Here is a 15,717-nt window from a genome sequence, read left to right as displayed (position 1 = left end):
TCAAGGCCTGTGTCGCGATGAAGGGCGCTGCGGCTTGCACGGCCGGGTTCTGCTTCGCCTGCGCCGCGGTGGCCTGCCAATCGGCCAGCGCCTCACCGCCATAGGTCAGGATTTCCACATGCGAGATTACGCTGAGCATGCGGTCGCGCACCTCCTTCTGGAAGCCGTTCATCACCGACAGCACGATGATCAGCGCGGCCACCCCCAGCGCAATGCCGAGCATGGAGACGCCGGAAATGAAGGAAATGAAGCGGTTGCGTCGCCCGCCCTTGCCGGCACGGGTGTAGCGCCAGCCGATCTGCAACTCGTAGGGCCAATTCATGGGGCGCGATGCTAACCGAGGCCCGCTCGTCGCCCGCTCCTCGAGCGCAAGACGGGCGGCCGGCCAGGACGGCAACGACGCGGCAGCGTCACGCGCAGTGCGCCCTTCCGACGCCGTCCAGGGCCCCTGGCGACTTCCGAACAAACAATACCAATGCAACACCAATCTGGATAAAGCACTTCGCTTCTCTTGAGCGGAGCGACAAGATCCGGGGAATCTGGCACCTCACAGCACCCAAACGCACCCAACAACACCAGTAAACCATGCGTTGCAGAGGTAAGCGTTTGAACAATAAAACCAATTTACTACCAATCTCCTGAGAATCGCGCCCTGTCATGCCTCCAGCCTGCGCCCAGGCCGGCGGCTCATGCGCAACCTCTCTCGCAACAGGACCCAGCCCGCCATGCCATTTCTGAAACACAAACGCATCAGCACAGCGCGTTGCCTGCGCCTCCTCGGCCTGAGCCTGCTCGGGCAAGGCTTGGCGCTAAGCGCGCTGGCCCATGGCTATCTGAGCCAGCCCGAGGCGCGCGGCCTGCTGTGCCGCAGCGGCGCCAACAGTCAATGCGGCGCCGTGCAATGGGAGCCGCAGAGCCTGGAAGGCACATCCGGCTACCCCGAGCGTGGCCCGGCCGATGGTCAGATCGCCAGCGCCGGTCTAATCCAGTTCGGAGCCCTCGACGAGCAGAGTGCCGTGCGCTGGACCAAGCGCCCGATGAGCGCCGGGTCCCAGACCTTCAGCTGGACCTTCACGGCCAACCACGTCACCCGCAACTTCCGCTACTACATCACCCGCGCCGACTGGAACCCCAACCAGCGCCTGAGCCGCTCGGCCTTCGAGCCGCAGCCCTTCTGCAGCCATGACGGCGGCATGCGCCAGCCGCCCAAGCAGCTCAGCCATGTCTGCCAGGTGCCGGCGCGCAAGGGCTACCAGCTGATCCTGGCCATCTGGGAAGTGGGCGACACGCCCATGAGCTTCTACAACGTGGCCGACGTGATGTTCGACGGCAGCGGTGGCGGCACCAACCCCACGCCCGCGCCAGGCTGGGAGCCGCGCGGCGTGCTCCACCCCTCAACCGACCTGGCCCCGGGCGACCAGGTGATGACGCGGGTGTTCGACGCGCGCGGCGAACGCCGCGAGCTGCTGACCCGCCTGCGCATCGCCAACACCAGCGAAGGGCAGCGCGAGAGCTGGCCCTATCTGCTGGCCCAGCGCATCAATGCCGAGCAAGCTCGCCTGCTGCAGGCCGGCGTGCGCGCAGCCGATGGCCGCATCGCCCCGGCCCCAGGCCGCAACGAGGTCTTTGCCCAGGCCGCCAGCGGCATCGAGCGCGTGGAAGTCCAGATCGAGAAAGCCCCGGCCCCGGCGGCCGATCTGCTCATCAACGGCCTGAACGCCAGCCCCAGCATCGTCAATGGCCAGCTGAGCCTGAGCTTTGCCCTCACCGCCGTGGGCGAACTGGACATCACCGCCACGGTGCTGGACCACGGCGGTCGAACCAAGGGCACGCTGAGCCTGAGTCTGGCCAACACCGGCCAGAACCTGCTGCTGCCGCTGCAGCAGCCCCAGCCCGGCCACCATCAGCTGGTGCTGCGCGGCGTGGTCAAGGGTAGCGGTGCCCTGGTGCAGAAGACCTTCGATCTGATGATCGCGGGCGGCGCTGGCACCGCCCCTGGCCCTGTGAGCCACCGATTCCCCGAAGGCCTGCGCGAGTACAAGGCCGGCACTCGCGTGCTCCAGCCTAAGGACGGCCGCGTCTACGAGTGCCGCCCCTGGCCCAACGCCGGCTACTGCGTGCAATGGTCGCAGCACGCCAACCAGTTCGAGCCTGGCGTGGGCTCGCACTGGCAGGAGGCCTGGATCGCACGCTGAGCGCGATCAGGTGCGGCCAGCGTTCAGCCACTGGTCGCACCCCTGCTGACCTGAATCCGCCTCAGTGCGCCTCATCCCAATTGCTGCCCACGCCCACCTCGGCCAGCAGCGGCACCTTGAGCGAGGCCACGCCGGCCATCAGGCGCGGCACCTCGGCCTTTATCCAGTCCAGCTCGCCCGCGGGCACCTCGAACACCAGCTCGTCGTGCACCTGCATCACGATGCGGCTGGCCTTGCCAAGGCGGTCCAGCTCGGCCTGCACCGCAATCATCGCCAGCTTGATCAGGTCAGCCGCCGTGCCCTGCATCGGCGCGTTGATCGATTGGCGCTCGGCGCCGGCCTTGCGCGGACCATTGCCACCCTTGATCTCGGGCAGATAGATGCGCCGCCCGAACAAGGTCTGCACATAGCCCAGCTCGGCCGCCCGCGCCTTGGTGTCATCCATATAGCGCTTCACGCCGGCAAAGCGGGTGAAGTAGCGGTCGATGTAGTCCTTGGCCGCCTTCTGCTCGATCCCCAGGCTCTGTGCCAGTCCGAAGGCACCCATGCCGTAGATCAGGCCGAAGTTGATGGTCTTGGCATAACGGCGCTGTTCCGTACTCACCTCATCCACCGGCACACCGAACACCTCGCTCGCGGTGGCTCGGTGCACGTCCAAGCCCTCGCCGAAGGCGCGCAGCAGGCCGGGGTCCTCGCTGATGTGGGCCATGATGCGCAGCTCGATCTGCGAGTAGTCGGCACTGACGATGACATGCCCCGCAGGCGCGACGAAGGCCTCGCGCACGCGGCGCCCCTCAGCGGTGCGGATGGGGATGTTCTGCAGATTCGGGTCGTTGCTGGACAGGCGCCCGGTCACCGCCACCGCCTGCGCATAATTGGTGTGCACACGGCCGGTGGACGGATTCACCATCAGCGGCAGCTTGTCGGTGTAGGTGCTCTTGAGCTTGGCCAAGCCACGGTATTCCAGGATCTTGGCCGGCAGCGGATAGTCGGCCGCCAGCTTGTCCAGCACTTCTTCGTCCGTGGAGGGCGCGCCGGTGGCGGTCTTCTTCACCACCGGAAGCCCCAGCTTGTTGAACAGGATCTCGCCGATCTGCTTGGGGCTGCCCATGTTGAACGGCTGGCCGGCGATCTCGTAAGCCTGCTGCTCGATCAGCACCAGACGTTGACCCAGTTCGTGGCTTTGCGCCTGCAGGCGCGCGGCGTCGATCAGCACACCAGTGCGCTCGATGCGCGCCAGCAGCGCCGAGACCGGCATCTCAATCTGCTCATAGACGAACTTCAGCCCGGCATCGGCCTCGATCTGCGGCAACAGCAGCTCGTGCACATGCAGGCACATCTCCGAGTCCTCGCAGCTGTATTCGGCTGCGCGCGGCACGTCAACCTGGGCAAAGGGAATCTGGTGCACCCCCTTGCCGCACAAGTCCTCATAACTCAGACCCTGCCGGCCCAGATGGCGCTCGGCCAGCGCCGACAGGCCATGGCTCTTGTGCGCCTCCAGCACATAGCTTTCCAGCATGGTGTCGTAGGCATAACCGGCCACGGCGATGCCATGGTTGGCCAGCACATGGGTGTCGTACTTGATGTGCTGGCCCAGCTTCTTCCTGCTCGCGTCTTCCAGCCAGGGCTTCAGACGTGCCAGCACCTCGTCCAGCGGCAGCTGCTCCGGCGCGTCCGGGCCTTCGTGGCGCAGCGGGATGTAGGCCGCCTCCCCCGGCTTCACCGACAGCGAGATGCCGACGATGCGGGCCTTCATGCCGTCCAGCGAATCGGTCTCGGTGTCGAGGGCTGTCAGCGACGCCGCATTGATGCGGGCGAGCCAGTCGTCGAACTGCGCCCAGCTCAGCACCGTCACATAGGCCTTGGCAATGGCCGCGGCGCCCTGTGGCGGCTCGGGCTCGGCAAACAGGTCGCCGCTCACCGGCATGGCGGCAGCCTTGGGCTTGGCCGCGGCAGCGGACTCGGGCGCAGCCGCGCCTTCAAGCTCGCGCTTCCAGGTCCTGAAACCGTAGCGGGTGTAGAAGTCCAGCAGCGCGGCCTCGTCCACTGCTTTGAGCGCCAGCGTGTCCAGCGCCGGCCAGCCCGGCACATGGCCGCTCAGGTCGCAGTCCAGCACCACGGTCACCAGCTTGCGCGCGGTGGGCAACCAGTCCAGCGCCTTGCGCAGGTTCTCGCCGGCCACGCCCTTGATCTGCTCCGCCGCGGCCACCACACCGTCCAGCGAGCCGTACTCAGCAATCCACTTGGCGGCCGTCTTCGGGCCGACTTTCTCGACGCCGGGGACGTTGTCTACCGTATCGCCCATCAGGGTCAGGTAGTCGATGATGCGATCCGGCGCCACACCGAACTTCTCGCGCACGCCCGCCTCGTCCAGGCGCTCAGGCGGCTTGCTCATGGTGTTGATCAGTGTGACGTCGGGCGTCACCAGCTGGGCCAGGTCCTTGTCGCCGGTGGCGATCACCACCCGGTGGCCGCTTTGCGCGGCGATGCGCGCCAGCGTGCCGATTGCGTCGTCAGCCTCGATGCCCGGCACCTCCAGCACCGGCCAGCCCAGCATGCGGATCACCTCGTGGATTGGCGCGATCTGCTCGCGCAAGGCGTCAGGCATGGGCGCGCGCTGCGCCTTGTATTCGGGATACCAGTCGTCGCGGAAGGTCGGGCCCTTGGCGTCGAACACGCAGGCGGCATGCTCCGCGCCGATGTCATCGCGCAGCCTCTTCATCATCGCGACGATGCCGTGCACCGCGCCGGTGGGCTGGCCCTCGGGGCCGCGAAGATCGGGCATGGCGTGGTAGGCGCGGTAGAGGAAGCTGGAGCCGTCCACCAGCAGCAAGATCGGTTTCGTTTCGTCGCTCATGCGGCGCATTGTCGTGCAGGGCTCGCGCCGCGCGCGCGACATAGAATCCGCCCATGCCTCACTCATCCCGCCTCCTGCTGGCCAGCCTGCTCGCCCTGGGCGCTGCCGCCATCCACGCTGCCGAACCGCCCGAACCCAAGGTGGAGCGCATCGTGCTGGAGGACGATGCCAACCGCATCGAAGAACTGAAGGTGCGCGGCCAGACTCAAAAGGTCACGGTCCAGCCCAAGAACAGCAAGGCACCGGCCTACGAGATCGTCATGGGCGACGGCAGCCGTGAGCTGTCGGCCGGCCCCGGCTCCAACCGCGGCACGGTGGGCCAGCGCGTCTGGCGCGTGCTGAGCTTCTGAGCGCCCGGCTCTGCCCGGCGCTGCTGCATTCCACACCTTTCTTCTTTCATGGCCGTCTTCACCGAAGTCACCCGCGCGCAGGCTCAGGCCCTTGCGAGCCACCTCAGCCTGGGCCTGGTCCAGGAACTGCGCGGCATCAGTGCCGGCATCGAGAACACCAACTACTTCCTCACCACCGAGCGCGGCGAGTACGTGCTGACGGTGTTCGAGCGCCTGACCTTCGAGCAACTGCCCTTCTATCTGCGCCTGATGCAGCATCTGGCGCAGCGCGCCGTGCTGGTGCCTGAGCCGCAGGCCGATGCGCAGGGCGAGATCCTGCACAGCATCGGCGGCAAGCCGGCCGCCGTGGTGAACAAGCTGCGCGGCGGCCATCAACTGGCGCCCGACCTGTTCCATTGCCAGCAGGTTGGCGCACAGTTGGCGCGCATGCACCTCGCCGGCCAGGATTTCCCGCTGTCGCAGCCTAATCTGCGCGGCCTGCCTTGGTGGACCGAGACCGTCCCGGTGGTACTGCCCTTCCTGAACGCATCGCAGGCCGAACTGATCAGCACCGAGCTGGCTTTCCAGCAGCAGCTGGCTGCCTCGGCCAGCTATGCCGATCTGCCGCGCGGCCCCATCCATGCCGACCTGTTCCGCGACAACGTGATGTTCGAAGGCCTGCCCGGGCGCGAAAAGCTCAGCGGCTTCTTCGACTTCTACTTCGCCGGCGTCGACAGCTGGCTGTTCGATCTGGCCGTCAGCCTGAACGATTGGTGCATCGACCTGGCCAGCGGCGCGCTGGACGAGGCACGCGCCAGCGCCTTCGTCGCCGCCTACGAGAAAGAACGTCCCTTGAGCGGGGCTGAGCACCGCCTGCTGCCCGCCATGCTGCGTGCGGCGGCGCTGCGCTTCTGGATTTCGCGCCTGTGGGACTTCCACCTGCCGCGCGACGCCGCCCTGCTCAAGCCCCATGACCCAGGCCACTTCGAGCGCGTGCTGCGCGCGCGCGTGGCCGCCCCTTGGCACGCCATGCCATGACGATGAGCCTGCACCTGCAAACTGTCCCGGCCCGCAACGGCCTGCTGTGGATGCGCCACGGCTTCAAGGTGCTGCAGCGCCGTCCGCTGGGTCTCACCGGCCTGTATGCGATGACGGTCACCGCGGGCCTGCTGCTGCCCATGCTGCTGCCGCCGCTGGGCTTCGTCACGCTGATGGCGCTGCCGCTGGTCTCGCTGGGCTTCATGCTGGCCACCCATCTGGTGCTGCAGAAGCTGGTGCCCACGCCAGCCGTCTTCATCGCGCCGCTCAAGCTGACGCCCGAGCGGCGCAAGACCCAGCTCTGGCTGGGCCTGATTTATGCGCTGCTGATGACGCTGGCGGTGATGGCCGCGCAGACCATCGACGGCGGCGCCTTCGGTGATCTGCAAGAGCTGATGCAGGAAGACAAGCCGAACCAGGAAGCCATTGCCGCCGCGCTTGCCGATCCACGCCTGTTCTGGGGCGGCGTCACGCTGGCCCTGCTGGTGACGCTGATCTCGGCCGCCTTCTGGCATGCGCCGGCGCTGGTGCATTGGGGTGGCCAAGGCCTGATGCAGGCGCTGTTCTCCAGCTGCCTCGGCGTATGGCGCAACAAGGCCGCATTCGCCCTCAACGGCTTGGCCTGGATCGGCCTGCTGATCGCCACCAGCATGATCACCGGCCTGATTGCCGGCCTGCTGTCGCTGCCCGCCGCGCTGATGGGCATGCTGGCCTTGACGCTGGGGCTGGTGCTGTCGACTGCCTTCTACTCGTCGCTGTACTTCAGCTTCGTCGACTGCTTCATGTTCGGTGCGCCGCGCGAGCTGCCGGGTGAGAAGCAACCACCTGGCCTGTAGCGCCACCGGCCGGCGCCCGTTCTTCAATCGCGCCTGAGCACAAGTCAGCAAAGCCCGGCTGACTTGCGGCTGTCATCAGCCTTAAACACATGCAAGCCATGCTGCCGACTCTTTCTTTACAGCAACAGAGCGAGCAGCCATGGCCAGCATCTTCAGCAACGACGACGGCGTTTCCAACCCCAGCGGCAACACCGCATTGACCGAACTTGTTGATCGCGCGATCGCGGTCAACCCTGCGCGCCGTCGCCTGATGATGGGCGGCCTCGGCGCAGCAGCGATCCCCTTTCTCGCCGGCCTGAGCGCCTGCGGCGGCGGTGATGATCCCGCCCCGGCTCCGGCTCCGGCCCCCGCTCCGGCTCCGGCCCCGGCACCTGTGGAACAAATGCTGGGTTTTGCTGCCGTCGCCGTTTCGAGCGGTGACGCCATCGTGGTGCCGACAGGCTATGTGTCGAGCGCCATCATTCCTTGGGGCGAGCCGATCAACGAATTCGCTCCTGCGTTCAAGGCCGACGCCAGCAACACCTCCGCTGATCAAGAGCAGCAGATTGGCGACAACCACGACGGCATGGCGTTCTTCGGCTTCAACACTGCCGGCAATGCCTTCGGCGAGCGCAGCGATGAAGGCCTGCTCGTCCTGAACCACGAGTACATCAACCCGGAGTACTTCTACGCTCCTGGCACCGACGCCGCCAACTGGATGCTTCCCTTCACCTACGAGAAAGCACAGAAGGCACTCGCCGCCCATGGCGTGAGCGTTGTGCATGTCAAGCGTGCAGCTGACGGTAGCTGGAGCCACGTCAAGAACTCGCCTTACAACCGCCGCATTCACGGCAACACACCGCTGTCCATCCAAGGCCCTGCCGCTGGCAACGACCTGCTGAAGACGGCGGCTGACCCGAGTGGCACCGACGTCAAGGGCACGCTGAACAACTGCGGCAATGGCCGCACGCCCTGGGGCACTTACCTGACCTGCGAAGAGAACTTCAACGGCTACTTCGGCTGGAATGGCGCCCGCACCCCGAGCGCCCATGAGAACCGCTATGGCATTGCCCAGTCTGGCTTCGGCTACATGTGGCACACGGTCGACCCGCGCTTCGACGTGAACGTCACACCGAACGAACCCAACCGCCATGGCTGGATCGTCGAGATCGATCCGTTCAATCCGGCCAGCAAGGCTGTGAAGCGCACCGCGCTGGGCCGTTTCAAGCACGAGAACGCCGAACTGGTGGTGGCCGCCAACGGCAAGGTTGTGGTCTACATGGGCTGCGACGAGCGCAACGAGTACGTCTACAAGTTCGTCTCTGCTGGCACCTTCGACAAGGCCAATCCCACCAGCGCCGCGAACCGCCGCCTCCTCGAAGATGGCACGCTGTACGCCGCCAAGTTCGAGGCCGGCGCAACGGCAGGCGACAACATGGGCACGGGCACTTGGATCGCCCTGGTGCACGGCCAGAACGGCCTGACCGCCCAGAACGGCTTTGCCAACCAAGCCGAAGTGATGATCAAGTGCCGCCAGGCCGCTGACCGCGTCGGCGCCACCATGATGGACCGTCCTGAGTGGGTCTCCGCCAACCCCAAGAAGCCCGGCGAAGTCTTCATCACGCTGACCAACAACAACCGCCGCGGCGGCACCACCTCCAATGCGGTGGACGGCACCACAACCGCCGGCAGCGCTCGCCCGCCAGTGGACGAAGCCAACCCGCGCAGCAACAACGTTTGGGGTCACATCGTTCGCTGGAACGAAGCCGGTGCCGACTACACCGCGATGACCTTCAACTGGGACATCTTCGTCATGGCCGGCCAGCCCACCGTGACCGATGCGCGCAAGCCCTCGGCCAACATCAATGCCAACAACCTGTTCAACAGCCCCGATGGCCTGGCATTCGACAGCTTCGGCCGTCTGTGGATCCAGACCGATGGCAGCAACGCCAATACCGGCGACTTCGCCGGCATGGGCAACAACCAGATGCTGGCCGCTGACCCGGTGAGCAAGGAAATCCGCCGCTTCCTGGTCGGTCCCTCGGGCTGCGAAATCACTGGCATCACCTGGACGCCGGACCGCAAGACCATGTTCATCAACGTGCAGCATCCCGGTGAATTGGGCTCCCACCCGAATCGCCCGAAGAAGGCCGATGGCAGCTCGTTTGTCGACAACGACATCGCACGCGACGCCACCAAGTTCTCCACCTGGCCGACGCCGAACACCCGCCCGCGCTCCGCGACGGTTGTGGTGCGCAAGACCGACGGTGGCGTGATCGGCACATGAAGCCGCTCTGGGCTTTGGCAGCGTGGGCAATGGCCGGCGCGGCCTTTGCTCAGTCCGCAACGCCCGGCGACGCAGCCGCCGGGCGCATGCTCTATCGGGATACGCCTTTGCTGCGCGGCTCGCTGCAAGCATGCGTGCAATGTCACTCCAACCCGCTGAATCAGCGGCGGGGCATCACGCTGGATGACCAGCAGGACCACATCCGCTGCGCGATCCAGGGCGGATGCGGGGGGGCCGTGCTGGCGGTCTATCCCTACGGCGCCATGGCGCAGTTCCAGGGCCTGGTCAACGGCAGCGACATCCAGCACCTGGCCCGGTACATCCGCGAGCCCCAGGTACAGGCCGCCTGGCCCAGGCTCCGCACAGCGCGGCTTGAGGTCGGCAGCAGACCTCTCGGACAGACAGAGCAATTTGCGGTGCAGCTGGAGAACCACGGCGAGCTGCCCTTTGCATTGCGCAAGCTCAGTCTCCAGGGCCTGGGTGCCGCCGACTATGCGGCGACCGCCGGTGACTGCCCGGCGAGCCTGGCAGCCGGCGCGCAATGCAGCCTGCAGATCACCCATCGACCGCAGTGTGCTGTGGAGCGCTCGGCGCGCCTGGAGATCTCCCATGATGGTCCGCCTGTCGGCCTGAACTTGCGCCTGCAGGGGCGTGGTGCCGGCCTGGAGCGCCCTGAGCTCCAGACCGAGCCGAGCGGCCCTATCGATCTGGGCGCAGCGCTCGACTCACCCAGCCCCTTGCAATTGCGCAACGGCTGCGGCGCCAGCCTCAGTGTCTCGCAATGGCGCGTTGATGGTCCCTTTGTCGTGCAAGGCGATGTCAAGCGCTGCCAGGCTCTTGGCGCGGCGCAGTCATGCGAACTGCAAGTCTCCAGGCGCCTGGACGGTGGCGCACCCGAGGCCTTGCTGCCCAGCCAGGGTGCGCTCTGGATCGTGCCTGCCGATGGCGGCCCGGAACAGCGCGTGGCGCTGCAAGCTGCTGCTTTGCCTCCAGCCGCCTTGCGCTGGTCCTCCCTGCAAAGCGTGCCAGAAACAAGACTGGGCGGCTCACAGGCCCTGGACGTCGCCCGACTGGAGAATACAGGCGCCCAGAGCGCGTGGCTCAGCCAGCTGCGCAGCAACGGCGCGGCCTTCACTCTGGAAAGCCCAAGCGCCGATCACTGCCAGGAGGGGCGCCCCTTGGCTGCCGGTGCGAGCTGCCTGCTTCGGCTGCGATTTGTGCCCACCCTCACTGGTGAGCAAGGCACTCAGGTGCAGCTCCTGGCGGCCCCAGGTGCTGTGTCGCTTCCGTTGGCCGTGGCAGCGCGCGCCTTGCCCACGGTCGCCGATCCTGTGTTGGTCGAAGGTGGTCGCGGCGGCGGGGCGTCCTCACCGGGGTTCTGGCTCGGCCTGCTGCTGCTCATTGCACTGCTGCCAAGAAGGTTGCGCTGACTCGGCGCATCCATCAATCGGCGTCAGCCTTGCCGCGCTCAGCCCCAGCCACTTCAGGCAGGCTTCGCGCCGTCAATCACTGCGTGAAGCCGCCTGGCAAACGGCCCACCGCCAGCAGGAACCCCACGCCCAAGCGGCGCAGCGGCGGGACCACCATTTGGGGACAACCCTGTCATGGAATGTTCTTATTTCTTGAATGCTTCGTTCATGTTGAGGTGAATCATTTACCAGTTGGTAAGTTCTAAAGTTTCGGTCATGGGCAGCGCGCCACGTCAAGGAAAGCAAGCGACGCGCCGCTCAACTCCAACCGCATAGGAACTCATCATCATGAAGAAGCATCTGAATCTGTCCGTGATCGCCCTGACCCTGCTGACTGCCGGTGCCGCCATGGCAGGTGGTCTGAGCCGCGAAGAAGTGGTCGCCGAGCTGGTGCGCGCCCGCAATGCTGGCGAGCTGCTGGCCCACAACTACGAGAACCCGGAAGCCGCACGCCGCGCCGAGGCCGCCGCCCCGTCGACGACCTCGCGAGCCACCGTGCTGGCCGAACTCCAGCGCGCCCGCGCCGCTGGCGAGCTGGACCGTCCGGATGCCGACTACGGCCTGGCCCCAGTGGTGACGCAGCAGGCCTCGGCCAAGACCCGCGCTGAAGTGATGGCCGAACTGGCGGCCGCACGCGCCAGCGGCGAGCTTGAGCTGATCAATGGCAACAGCAGCGACTACGCCCATCTGCGCATTCAAGGCAAGCCGGCTGCCCAGTCGGAGCTGCTGGCGGGCCAGCCCAAGCGCGGCCACTGAGCGCTCAATTGATCGTCACCAGCGCGTCGGCGCGCTGGTAGCACGAACCTGCGCGCGCCGAGCAGCGGCTCGAACGCGCGCGCTTTGCATCAAAGTCGTCAATCAATCGGCGCCAGCTTGGCCACACTGAGCGCCAGCCACTTCATGCCGTGGCGGCCGAAGTTCACCTGGGCGCGGGCATCGGCGCCCGAGCCTTCCAGCGTGACCAGCACGCCTTCGCCGAACTTGGTGTGGAACACGCCCTTGCCGACCTTGAGGCCGCCGTGTTCCTTGTCTTCTTTTTTCTTCATCGAAGGCGGCACGGGCGGCTCGACCCAGGCCGCCTTGGCGTTATCGACGCGGCCGGCACCGACCACCGACTTCAGGCCCGAGCCGCGCTGCCAGGCGCTCTGGTAGTCCTTCGCAAAGCCGGAGCCAAAGCCCTGATTGCGCGGCGTCAGCCACTTCAGGCAGGCCTCGGGCAGCTCGTCGAAGAAGCGGCTCTTGATGTTGTAGCGGGTCTGGCCGTGCAGCATGCGCGTCTGGCAAAAGCTCATGTACAGGCGCTGGCGCGCACGCGTGATGGCCACATACATCAGCCGGCGCTCTTCCTCCAGGCCATCGGCATCGGACAGCGAGTTCTCGTGCGGGAACAGGCCTTCCTCCAGCCCGGTAATGAAGACCGCGTCGAACTCCAGTCCCTTGGCCGAGTGCACCGTCATCAGCTGGATCGCGTCCTGGCCTGCCTGGGCTTGGTTGTCGCCAGCCTCCAGCGAGGCATGGGTCAGAAACGCGGCCAGCGGCGACATGATCTCGCCGGTCTCGGCGTCGGGCGTTGCCGCTGCGGCGGCGGCCACCGCATTGGGCAGGCCTTCGGCAATGGCACCGGGCGAAAGCTCATCCACCGGCAGCGCAACGGCGTCTTTGCCAAAGCCCTCCTGCGTAACGAAGGCCTCGGCCGCATTCACCAGTTCGGCCAGGTTTTCCAGCCGCTCGGCACCTTCTTTTTCGGTGCGGTAGAAGTCCGCCAGGCCCGAGGTCTCCAGCACCTGCTCGATGATCTCGCGCAGCGTGAGCCCAACGGTCAGGTTGCGCATCGACTCGACCAGGTTAACGAAGGCCGCCAGATTGCCTCCGCCCTTGCCGGCCACCGCGCCCACGCTCTGATACAGGCTGCGCCCGCTGGCGCGTGCGGCATCTTGCAACTGTTCGATGGTGCGCGCGCCGATGCCGCGGGTGGGGAAGTTCACCACACGCAGGAAGCTGGTGTCGTCGTTGGCGTTCTCGATCAGACGCAGATAGGCCAGCGCGTGCTTGACTTCGGCGCGCTCGAAAAAGCGCAGGCCGCCGTAGACTCGATACGGGATGCCGGCATTGAACAGCGCAGACTCGATCACCCGCGACTGCGCATTGCTGCGGTAGAGCACCGCGATCTCCTGGCGCGGCATGCCCTGGCGATGCAGGGCCTGGGCTTCCTCGATCAGCCACTGCGCATCGGCAAAATCGCTGGCGGACTCGTGCACGCGCACTGGCTCGCCGGGGCCGGCCTCGGTGCGCAGGTTCTTGCCCAGGCGGCGGGTGTTGCGGCTGATCAGCTCGTTGGCGGTATCCAGAATATTGCCGAAGCTCCGGTAGTTGTGCTCCAGCTTCACCACCTGCTTGACACGGTACTCGCGCTCGAAGTCGGCCATATTGCCGACGCGCGCGCCGCGGAATGCATAAATGCTCTGGTCGTCGTCACCCACCGCGAACACGCCTTGGCCGCGTCCCGGTGGCGCGAACATCTTCAGCCAGGCGTACTGCAGCTTGTTGGTGTCCTGGAACTCGTCGACCAGCAGGTGCTGGAAGCGGCGCTGGTAGTGCTCACGCACGGCGGCGTTGTCACGCATCAGCTCGAACGAGCGCAGCATCAGCTCGGCGAAATCGACCACGCCCTCGCGTTGACACTGGTCTTCGTAGGCCTGGTAGACCTGCACCAGGGTCTTGGTCTGCTCGTCGCGCTGCTCGATGTCCTTGGGGCGCAGGCCGTCTTCCTTGGCGCCGGCGATGAACCAGCCCACCTGCTTGGGGACGAAGCGCTCTTCGTCCAGCTTCATCGCCTTGATGACACGCTTGATCGCCGAGACGGTGTCGCTGGCGTCGAGGATCTGGAAGCCTTGTGGCAGGCCGGCCAGCTTCCAGTGCGCGCGCAGGAAGCGATTGCACAGGCCGTGGAAGGTGCCGATCCACATGCCGCGCACATTCACCGGCAGCATGGTGGTCAGGCGCGTCACCATTTCCTTGGCGGCCTTGTTGGTGAAGGTTACCGCCATGATGCCGGCCGGCGAGGCCTGGCCGGTCTGCAAGAGCCAGGCGATTCGCGTGGTCAGCACGCGGGTCTTGCCCGAGCCGGCGCCGGCCAGGATCAGCGCAGGTTCGGCCGGCGCGGTGACGGCAGCGAGCTGCTCGGGGTTGAGGTTCTTCAGCAATCCGCCACCGGCGGTCATGGCCGGCGGGGCCGGCGCGAACAGATCATCGTGGGGGTGCGGATTCATCGCGGCATTCTAAGTTCCACGGTGCATTCAATTGCTTGCCAAAAGCAAGCATCAGAACGAAGATGCGGAGCATGGACGCCACCGACACCGCCGCACACATCGCCGCCGTTCGTGCTTTCAACCGTTTCTATACGCGCCGCATCGGCGTGCTGGAGGAAGGCCTGTCGCGCACCGAGTTCAGCCTCAGCGAGGCCCGCCTGCTGTGGGAGTTCGCGCATGCCGGCGCGCCGCTGAGCGCCACCGCACTCGCGCACGAGCTGAAGCTGGACTTGGGCTATCTGAGCCGCCTACTCAAGGGCCTGCGAGAACGTGGCCTCATCAAGGCCCGCGCCAATCCGGCCGACGCCAGGCAATCGCTGCTCACGCTGACGGCGGCCGGCCGCCGCGCCTTCGCGCCGCTGGACCAGGGCAGCCAGGCGCAGACCAGCCAGATGCTGGCGCGGCTCAACGCGCCGCAGCAACATCGCCTGCTACGCGCACTGGAGCGCGTGCAGGCCATGCTGGGCGATGAGGCGCCAGGCGAGACGCAGTTGCGGCCGCTGCAAAGCGGCGACCTCGGCTGGGTGATCGGCCGCCATGGCGCTCTGTATGCGCATGAATACGGCTGGGACCTGCGTTTCGAGGCCCTGGTGGCACAGATCGCCGCGCAGTTCATCGAACGCTTCGATCCATCACGCGAAGCCGGCTGGATCGCCGTCCGCGGCGAAGGTGCGGGCGCCGAGCGCCTGGGCTGCGTCTTCTTGGTCCAGGCCCGGGACGACGTGTCAGGCGCGCCGCTGGAGGGCATGGCCCAGTTGCGCATGTTGCTGGTGGAGCCCGCGGCGCGCGGCCTGGGCCTTGGCAAGCAGTTGGTAACGCGCTGCGAAGACTTTGCGCGCCAGGCCGGCTACCGCCGCATCCGTCTGTGGACCAACAGCCTGCTAGGCGCCGCACGCGGCATCTATGCCGCCCAGGGCTACCGGCTGATCGCCAGCGAAGCGCACCACAGCTTCGGGCATGATCTGGTCGGAGAGACTTGGGAACTTGAGCTGGATGAGCGCTGAGAACAAGAACGACGAGCCCTGCCCATGCGGCAGTAGCCGACCCTATGCCGACTGCTGCGGCGCGCTGCACCAGAGCTTTGCCGCTGATGGCAGGCTGGGCGCTGCGAGCGCTGAAGCACTGATGCGCTCGCGCTACAGCGCCTTCGTGCGGAGAGATATGGCCTATTTGCAGGCCAGCTGGCATGCCAGCACGCGACCGGCCGAGTTGGCGCCCGATCAGGCGGGCTTGAAGTGGCTAGGGCTGGAAGTGCGGCAGCATCTTTCACAAGATGCCGAGCATGCAACGGTGGAATTCGTGGCCCGCAGCAAGCTTGGCGGGCGGGCGCACCGGCTGCATGAGATCAGCCGCTTCGTGCGCGAGGATGGCGTCTGGTACTACCTCGACGGCGAGCTGAAATAGCTCTCGCGCCGCCGG

General features: G+C 66.4%; 12 protein-coding genes. 9 read left to right on the top strand and 3 right to left on the bottom strand.

Annotation, left to right across the window (positions count from 1 at the left end):
* Window positions 1-322: ABC transporter permease (locus tag ACIQ67_RS11185; RefSeq protein ID WP_397534441.1), on the bottom strand; the 322-nt coding region annotated here is incomplete at its 3' end.
* Between the two features lie 403 nt (window positions 323-725).
* On the opposite strand from ACIQ67_RS11185, the gene gbpA reads away from it, so the two are divergent.
* Complete coding sequence (gbpA, locus tag ACIQ67_RS11180; RefSeq protein ID WP_397534440.1) at window positions 726-2,195, top strand: N-acetylglucosamine-binding protein GbpA; 1,470 nt, start codon at window positions 726-728, stop codon at window positions 2,193-2,195.
* Between the two features lie 61 nt (window positions 2,196-2,256).
* On the opposite strand, the gene polA is transcribed toward gbpA, so the two are convergent.
* On the bottom strand, window positions 2,257-5,052 hold the full coding sequence (gene polA / locus ACIQ67_RS11175) for a DNA polymerase I (RefSeq protein ID WP_397534439.1): 2,796 nt from the start codon (window positions 5,050-5,052) through the stop codon (window positions 2,257-2,259).
* Between the two features lie 53 nt (window positions 5,053-5,105).
* Here polA and ACIQ67_RS11170 point away from each other — a divergent pair, with 53 nt between their 5' ends.
* The 6 genes from ACIQ67_RS11170 to ACIQ67_RS11145 all read left to right on the top strand — a co-directional run bounded on the left by ACIQ67_RS11170 (window position 5,106) and on the right by ACIQ67_RS11145 (window position 11,746).
* On the top strand, window positions 5,106-5,402 hold the full coding sequence (locus ACIQ67_RS11170) for a hypothetical protein (RefSeq protein WP_397534438.1): 297 nt from the start codon (window positions 5,106-5,108) through the stop codon (window positions 5,400-5,402).
* A gap of 48 nt (window positions 5,403-5,450) precedes the next feature.
* On the top strand, window positions 5,451-6,419 hold the full coding sequence (locus ACIQ67_RS11165) for a homoserine kinase (RefSeq protein WP_397534437.1): 969 nt from the start codon (window positions 5,451-5,453) through the stop codon (window positions 6,417-6,419).
* Between the two features lie 2 nt (window positions 6,420-6,421).
* Window positions 6,422-7,255 (top strand): BPSS1780 family membrane protein, encoded by an 834-nt coding sequence (locus ACIQ67_RS11160; RefSeq protein ID WP_397534436.1) that lies wholly within the window; start codon window positions 6,422-6,424, stop codon window positions 7,253-7,255.
* A gap of 139 nt (window positions 7,256-7,394) precedes the next feature.
* Window positions 7,395-9,521, top strand: coding sequence for a PhoX family protein (locus tag ACIQ67_RS11155; protein WP_397534435.1), 2,127 nt, complete (start codon window positions 7,395-7,397; stop codon window positions 9,519-9,521).
* The gene (locus ACIQ67_RS11150) at window positions 9,518-10,951 is read left to right on the top strand and encodes a choice-of-anchor D domain-containing protein (protein WP_397534434.1); all 1,434 of its coding nucleotides are present in this window, start codon (window positions 9,518-9,520) and stop codon (window positions 10,949-10,951) included. Before ACIQ67_RS11155 ends, ACIQ67_RS11150 begins: the two co-directional genes overlap by 4 nt.
* Before the next feature lie 327 nt (window positions 10,952-11,278).
* Window positions 11,279-11,746: a DUF4148 domain-containing protein gene (locus ACIQ67_RS11145; protein ID WP_397534433.1), complete on the top strand. Its 468-nt coding sequence runs from the start codon at window positions 11,279-11,281 to the stop codon at window positions 11,744-11,746.
* Between the two features lie 98 nt (window positions 11,747-11,844).
* Here the strand turns inward: ACIQ67_RS11145 and ACIQ67_RS11140 are convergent, their stop codons facing one another.
* Window positions 11,845-14,211: a UvrD-helicase domain-containing protein gene (locus ACIQ67_RS11140; protein WP_397534442.1), complete on the bottom strand. Its 2,367-nt coding sequence runs from the start codon at window positions 14,209-14,211 to the stop codon at window positions 11,845-11,847.
* 119 nt (window positions 14,212-14,330) lie between these two features.
* On the opposite strand from ACIQ67_RS11140, the gene ACIQ67_RS11135 reads away from it, so the two are divergent.
* Together ACIQ67_RS11135 and ACIQ67_RS11130 are read left to right on the top strand one after the other, a co-directional pair.
* Window positions 14,331-15,302, top strand: coding sequence for a GNAT family N-acetyltransferase (locus ACIQ67_RS11135; protein ID WP_397534432.1), 972 nt, complete (start codon window positions 14,331-14,333; stop codon window positions 15,300-15,302).
* A complete protein-coding gene (locus tag ACIQ67_RS11130) occupies window positions 15,292-15,702 on the top strand; it encodes a YchJ family protein (RefSeq protein ID WP_397534431.1) in 411 nt (136 codons plus the stop codon). Before ACIQ67_RS11135 ends, ACIQ67_RS11130 begins: the two co-directional genes overlap by 11 nt.
* Window positions 15,703-15,717 lie beyond the last annotated feature (15 nt).

Origin of the sequence: Roseateles sp., from assembly GCF_044373315.1 — a bacterium.
Lineage (GTDB): Bacteria > Pseudomonadota > Gammaproteobacteria > Burkholderiales > Burkholderiaceae_C > JACDQM01.
The sequence above is the reverse complement of the archived record's forward strand: the minus strand, read 5'-3'. Positions and strand labels throughout refer to the sequence as shown.

Coding starts and splice junctions, on each gene's coding strand:
- gbpA (WP_397534440.1), top strand. CDS start 726: ATGCCATTTCTGAAACACAAACGCATCAGCACAGCGCGTTGCCTGCGC.
- polA (WP_397534439.1), bottom strand. CDS start 5,052: ATGAGCGACGAAACGAAACCGATCTTGCTGCTGGTGGACGGCTCCAGC.
- ACIQ67_RS11170 (WP_397534438.1), top strand. CDS start 5,106: ATGCCTCACTCATCCCGCCTCCTGCTGGCCAGCCTGCTCGCCCTGGGC.
- ACIQ67_RS11165 (WP_397534437.1), top strand. CDS start 5,451: ATGGCCGTCTTCACCGAAGTCACCCGCGCGCAGGCTCAGGCCCTTGCG.
- ACIQ67_RS11160 (WP_397534436.1), top strand. CDS start 6,422: ATGAGCCTGCACCTGCAAACTGTCCCGGCCCGCAACGGCCTGCTGTGG.
- ACIQ67_RS11155 (WP_397534435.1), top strand. CDS start 7,395: ATGGCCAGCATCTTCAGCAACGACGACGGCGTTTCCAACCCCAGCGGC.
- ACIQ67_RS11150 (WP_397534434.1), top strand. CDS start 9,518: ATGAAGCCGCTCTGGGCTTTGGCAGCGTGGGCAATGGCCGGCGCGGCC.
- ACIQ67_RS11145 (WP_397534433.1), top strand. CDS start 11,279: ATGAAGAAGCATCTGAATCTGTCCGTGATCGCCCTGACCCTGCTGACT.
- ACIQ67_RS11140 (WP_397534442.1), bottom strand. CDS start 14,211: ATGACCGCCGGTGGCGGATTGCTGAAGAACCTCAACCCCGAGCAGCTC.
- ACIQ67_RS11135 (WP_397534432.1), top strand. CDS start 14,331: ATGGACGCCACCGACACCGCCGCACACATCGCCGCCGTTCGTGCTTTC.
- ACIQ67_RS11130 (WP_397534431.1), top strand. CDS start 15,292: ATGAGCGCTGAGAACAAGAACGACGAGCCCTGCCCATGCGGCAGTAGC.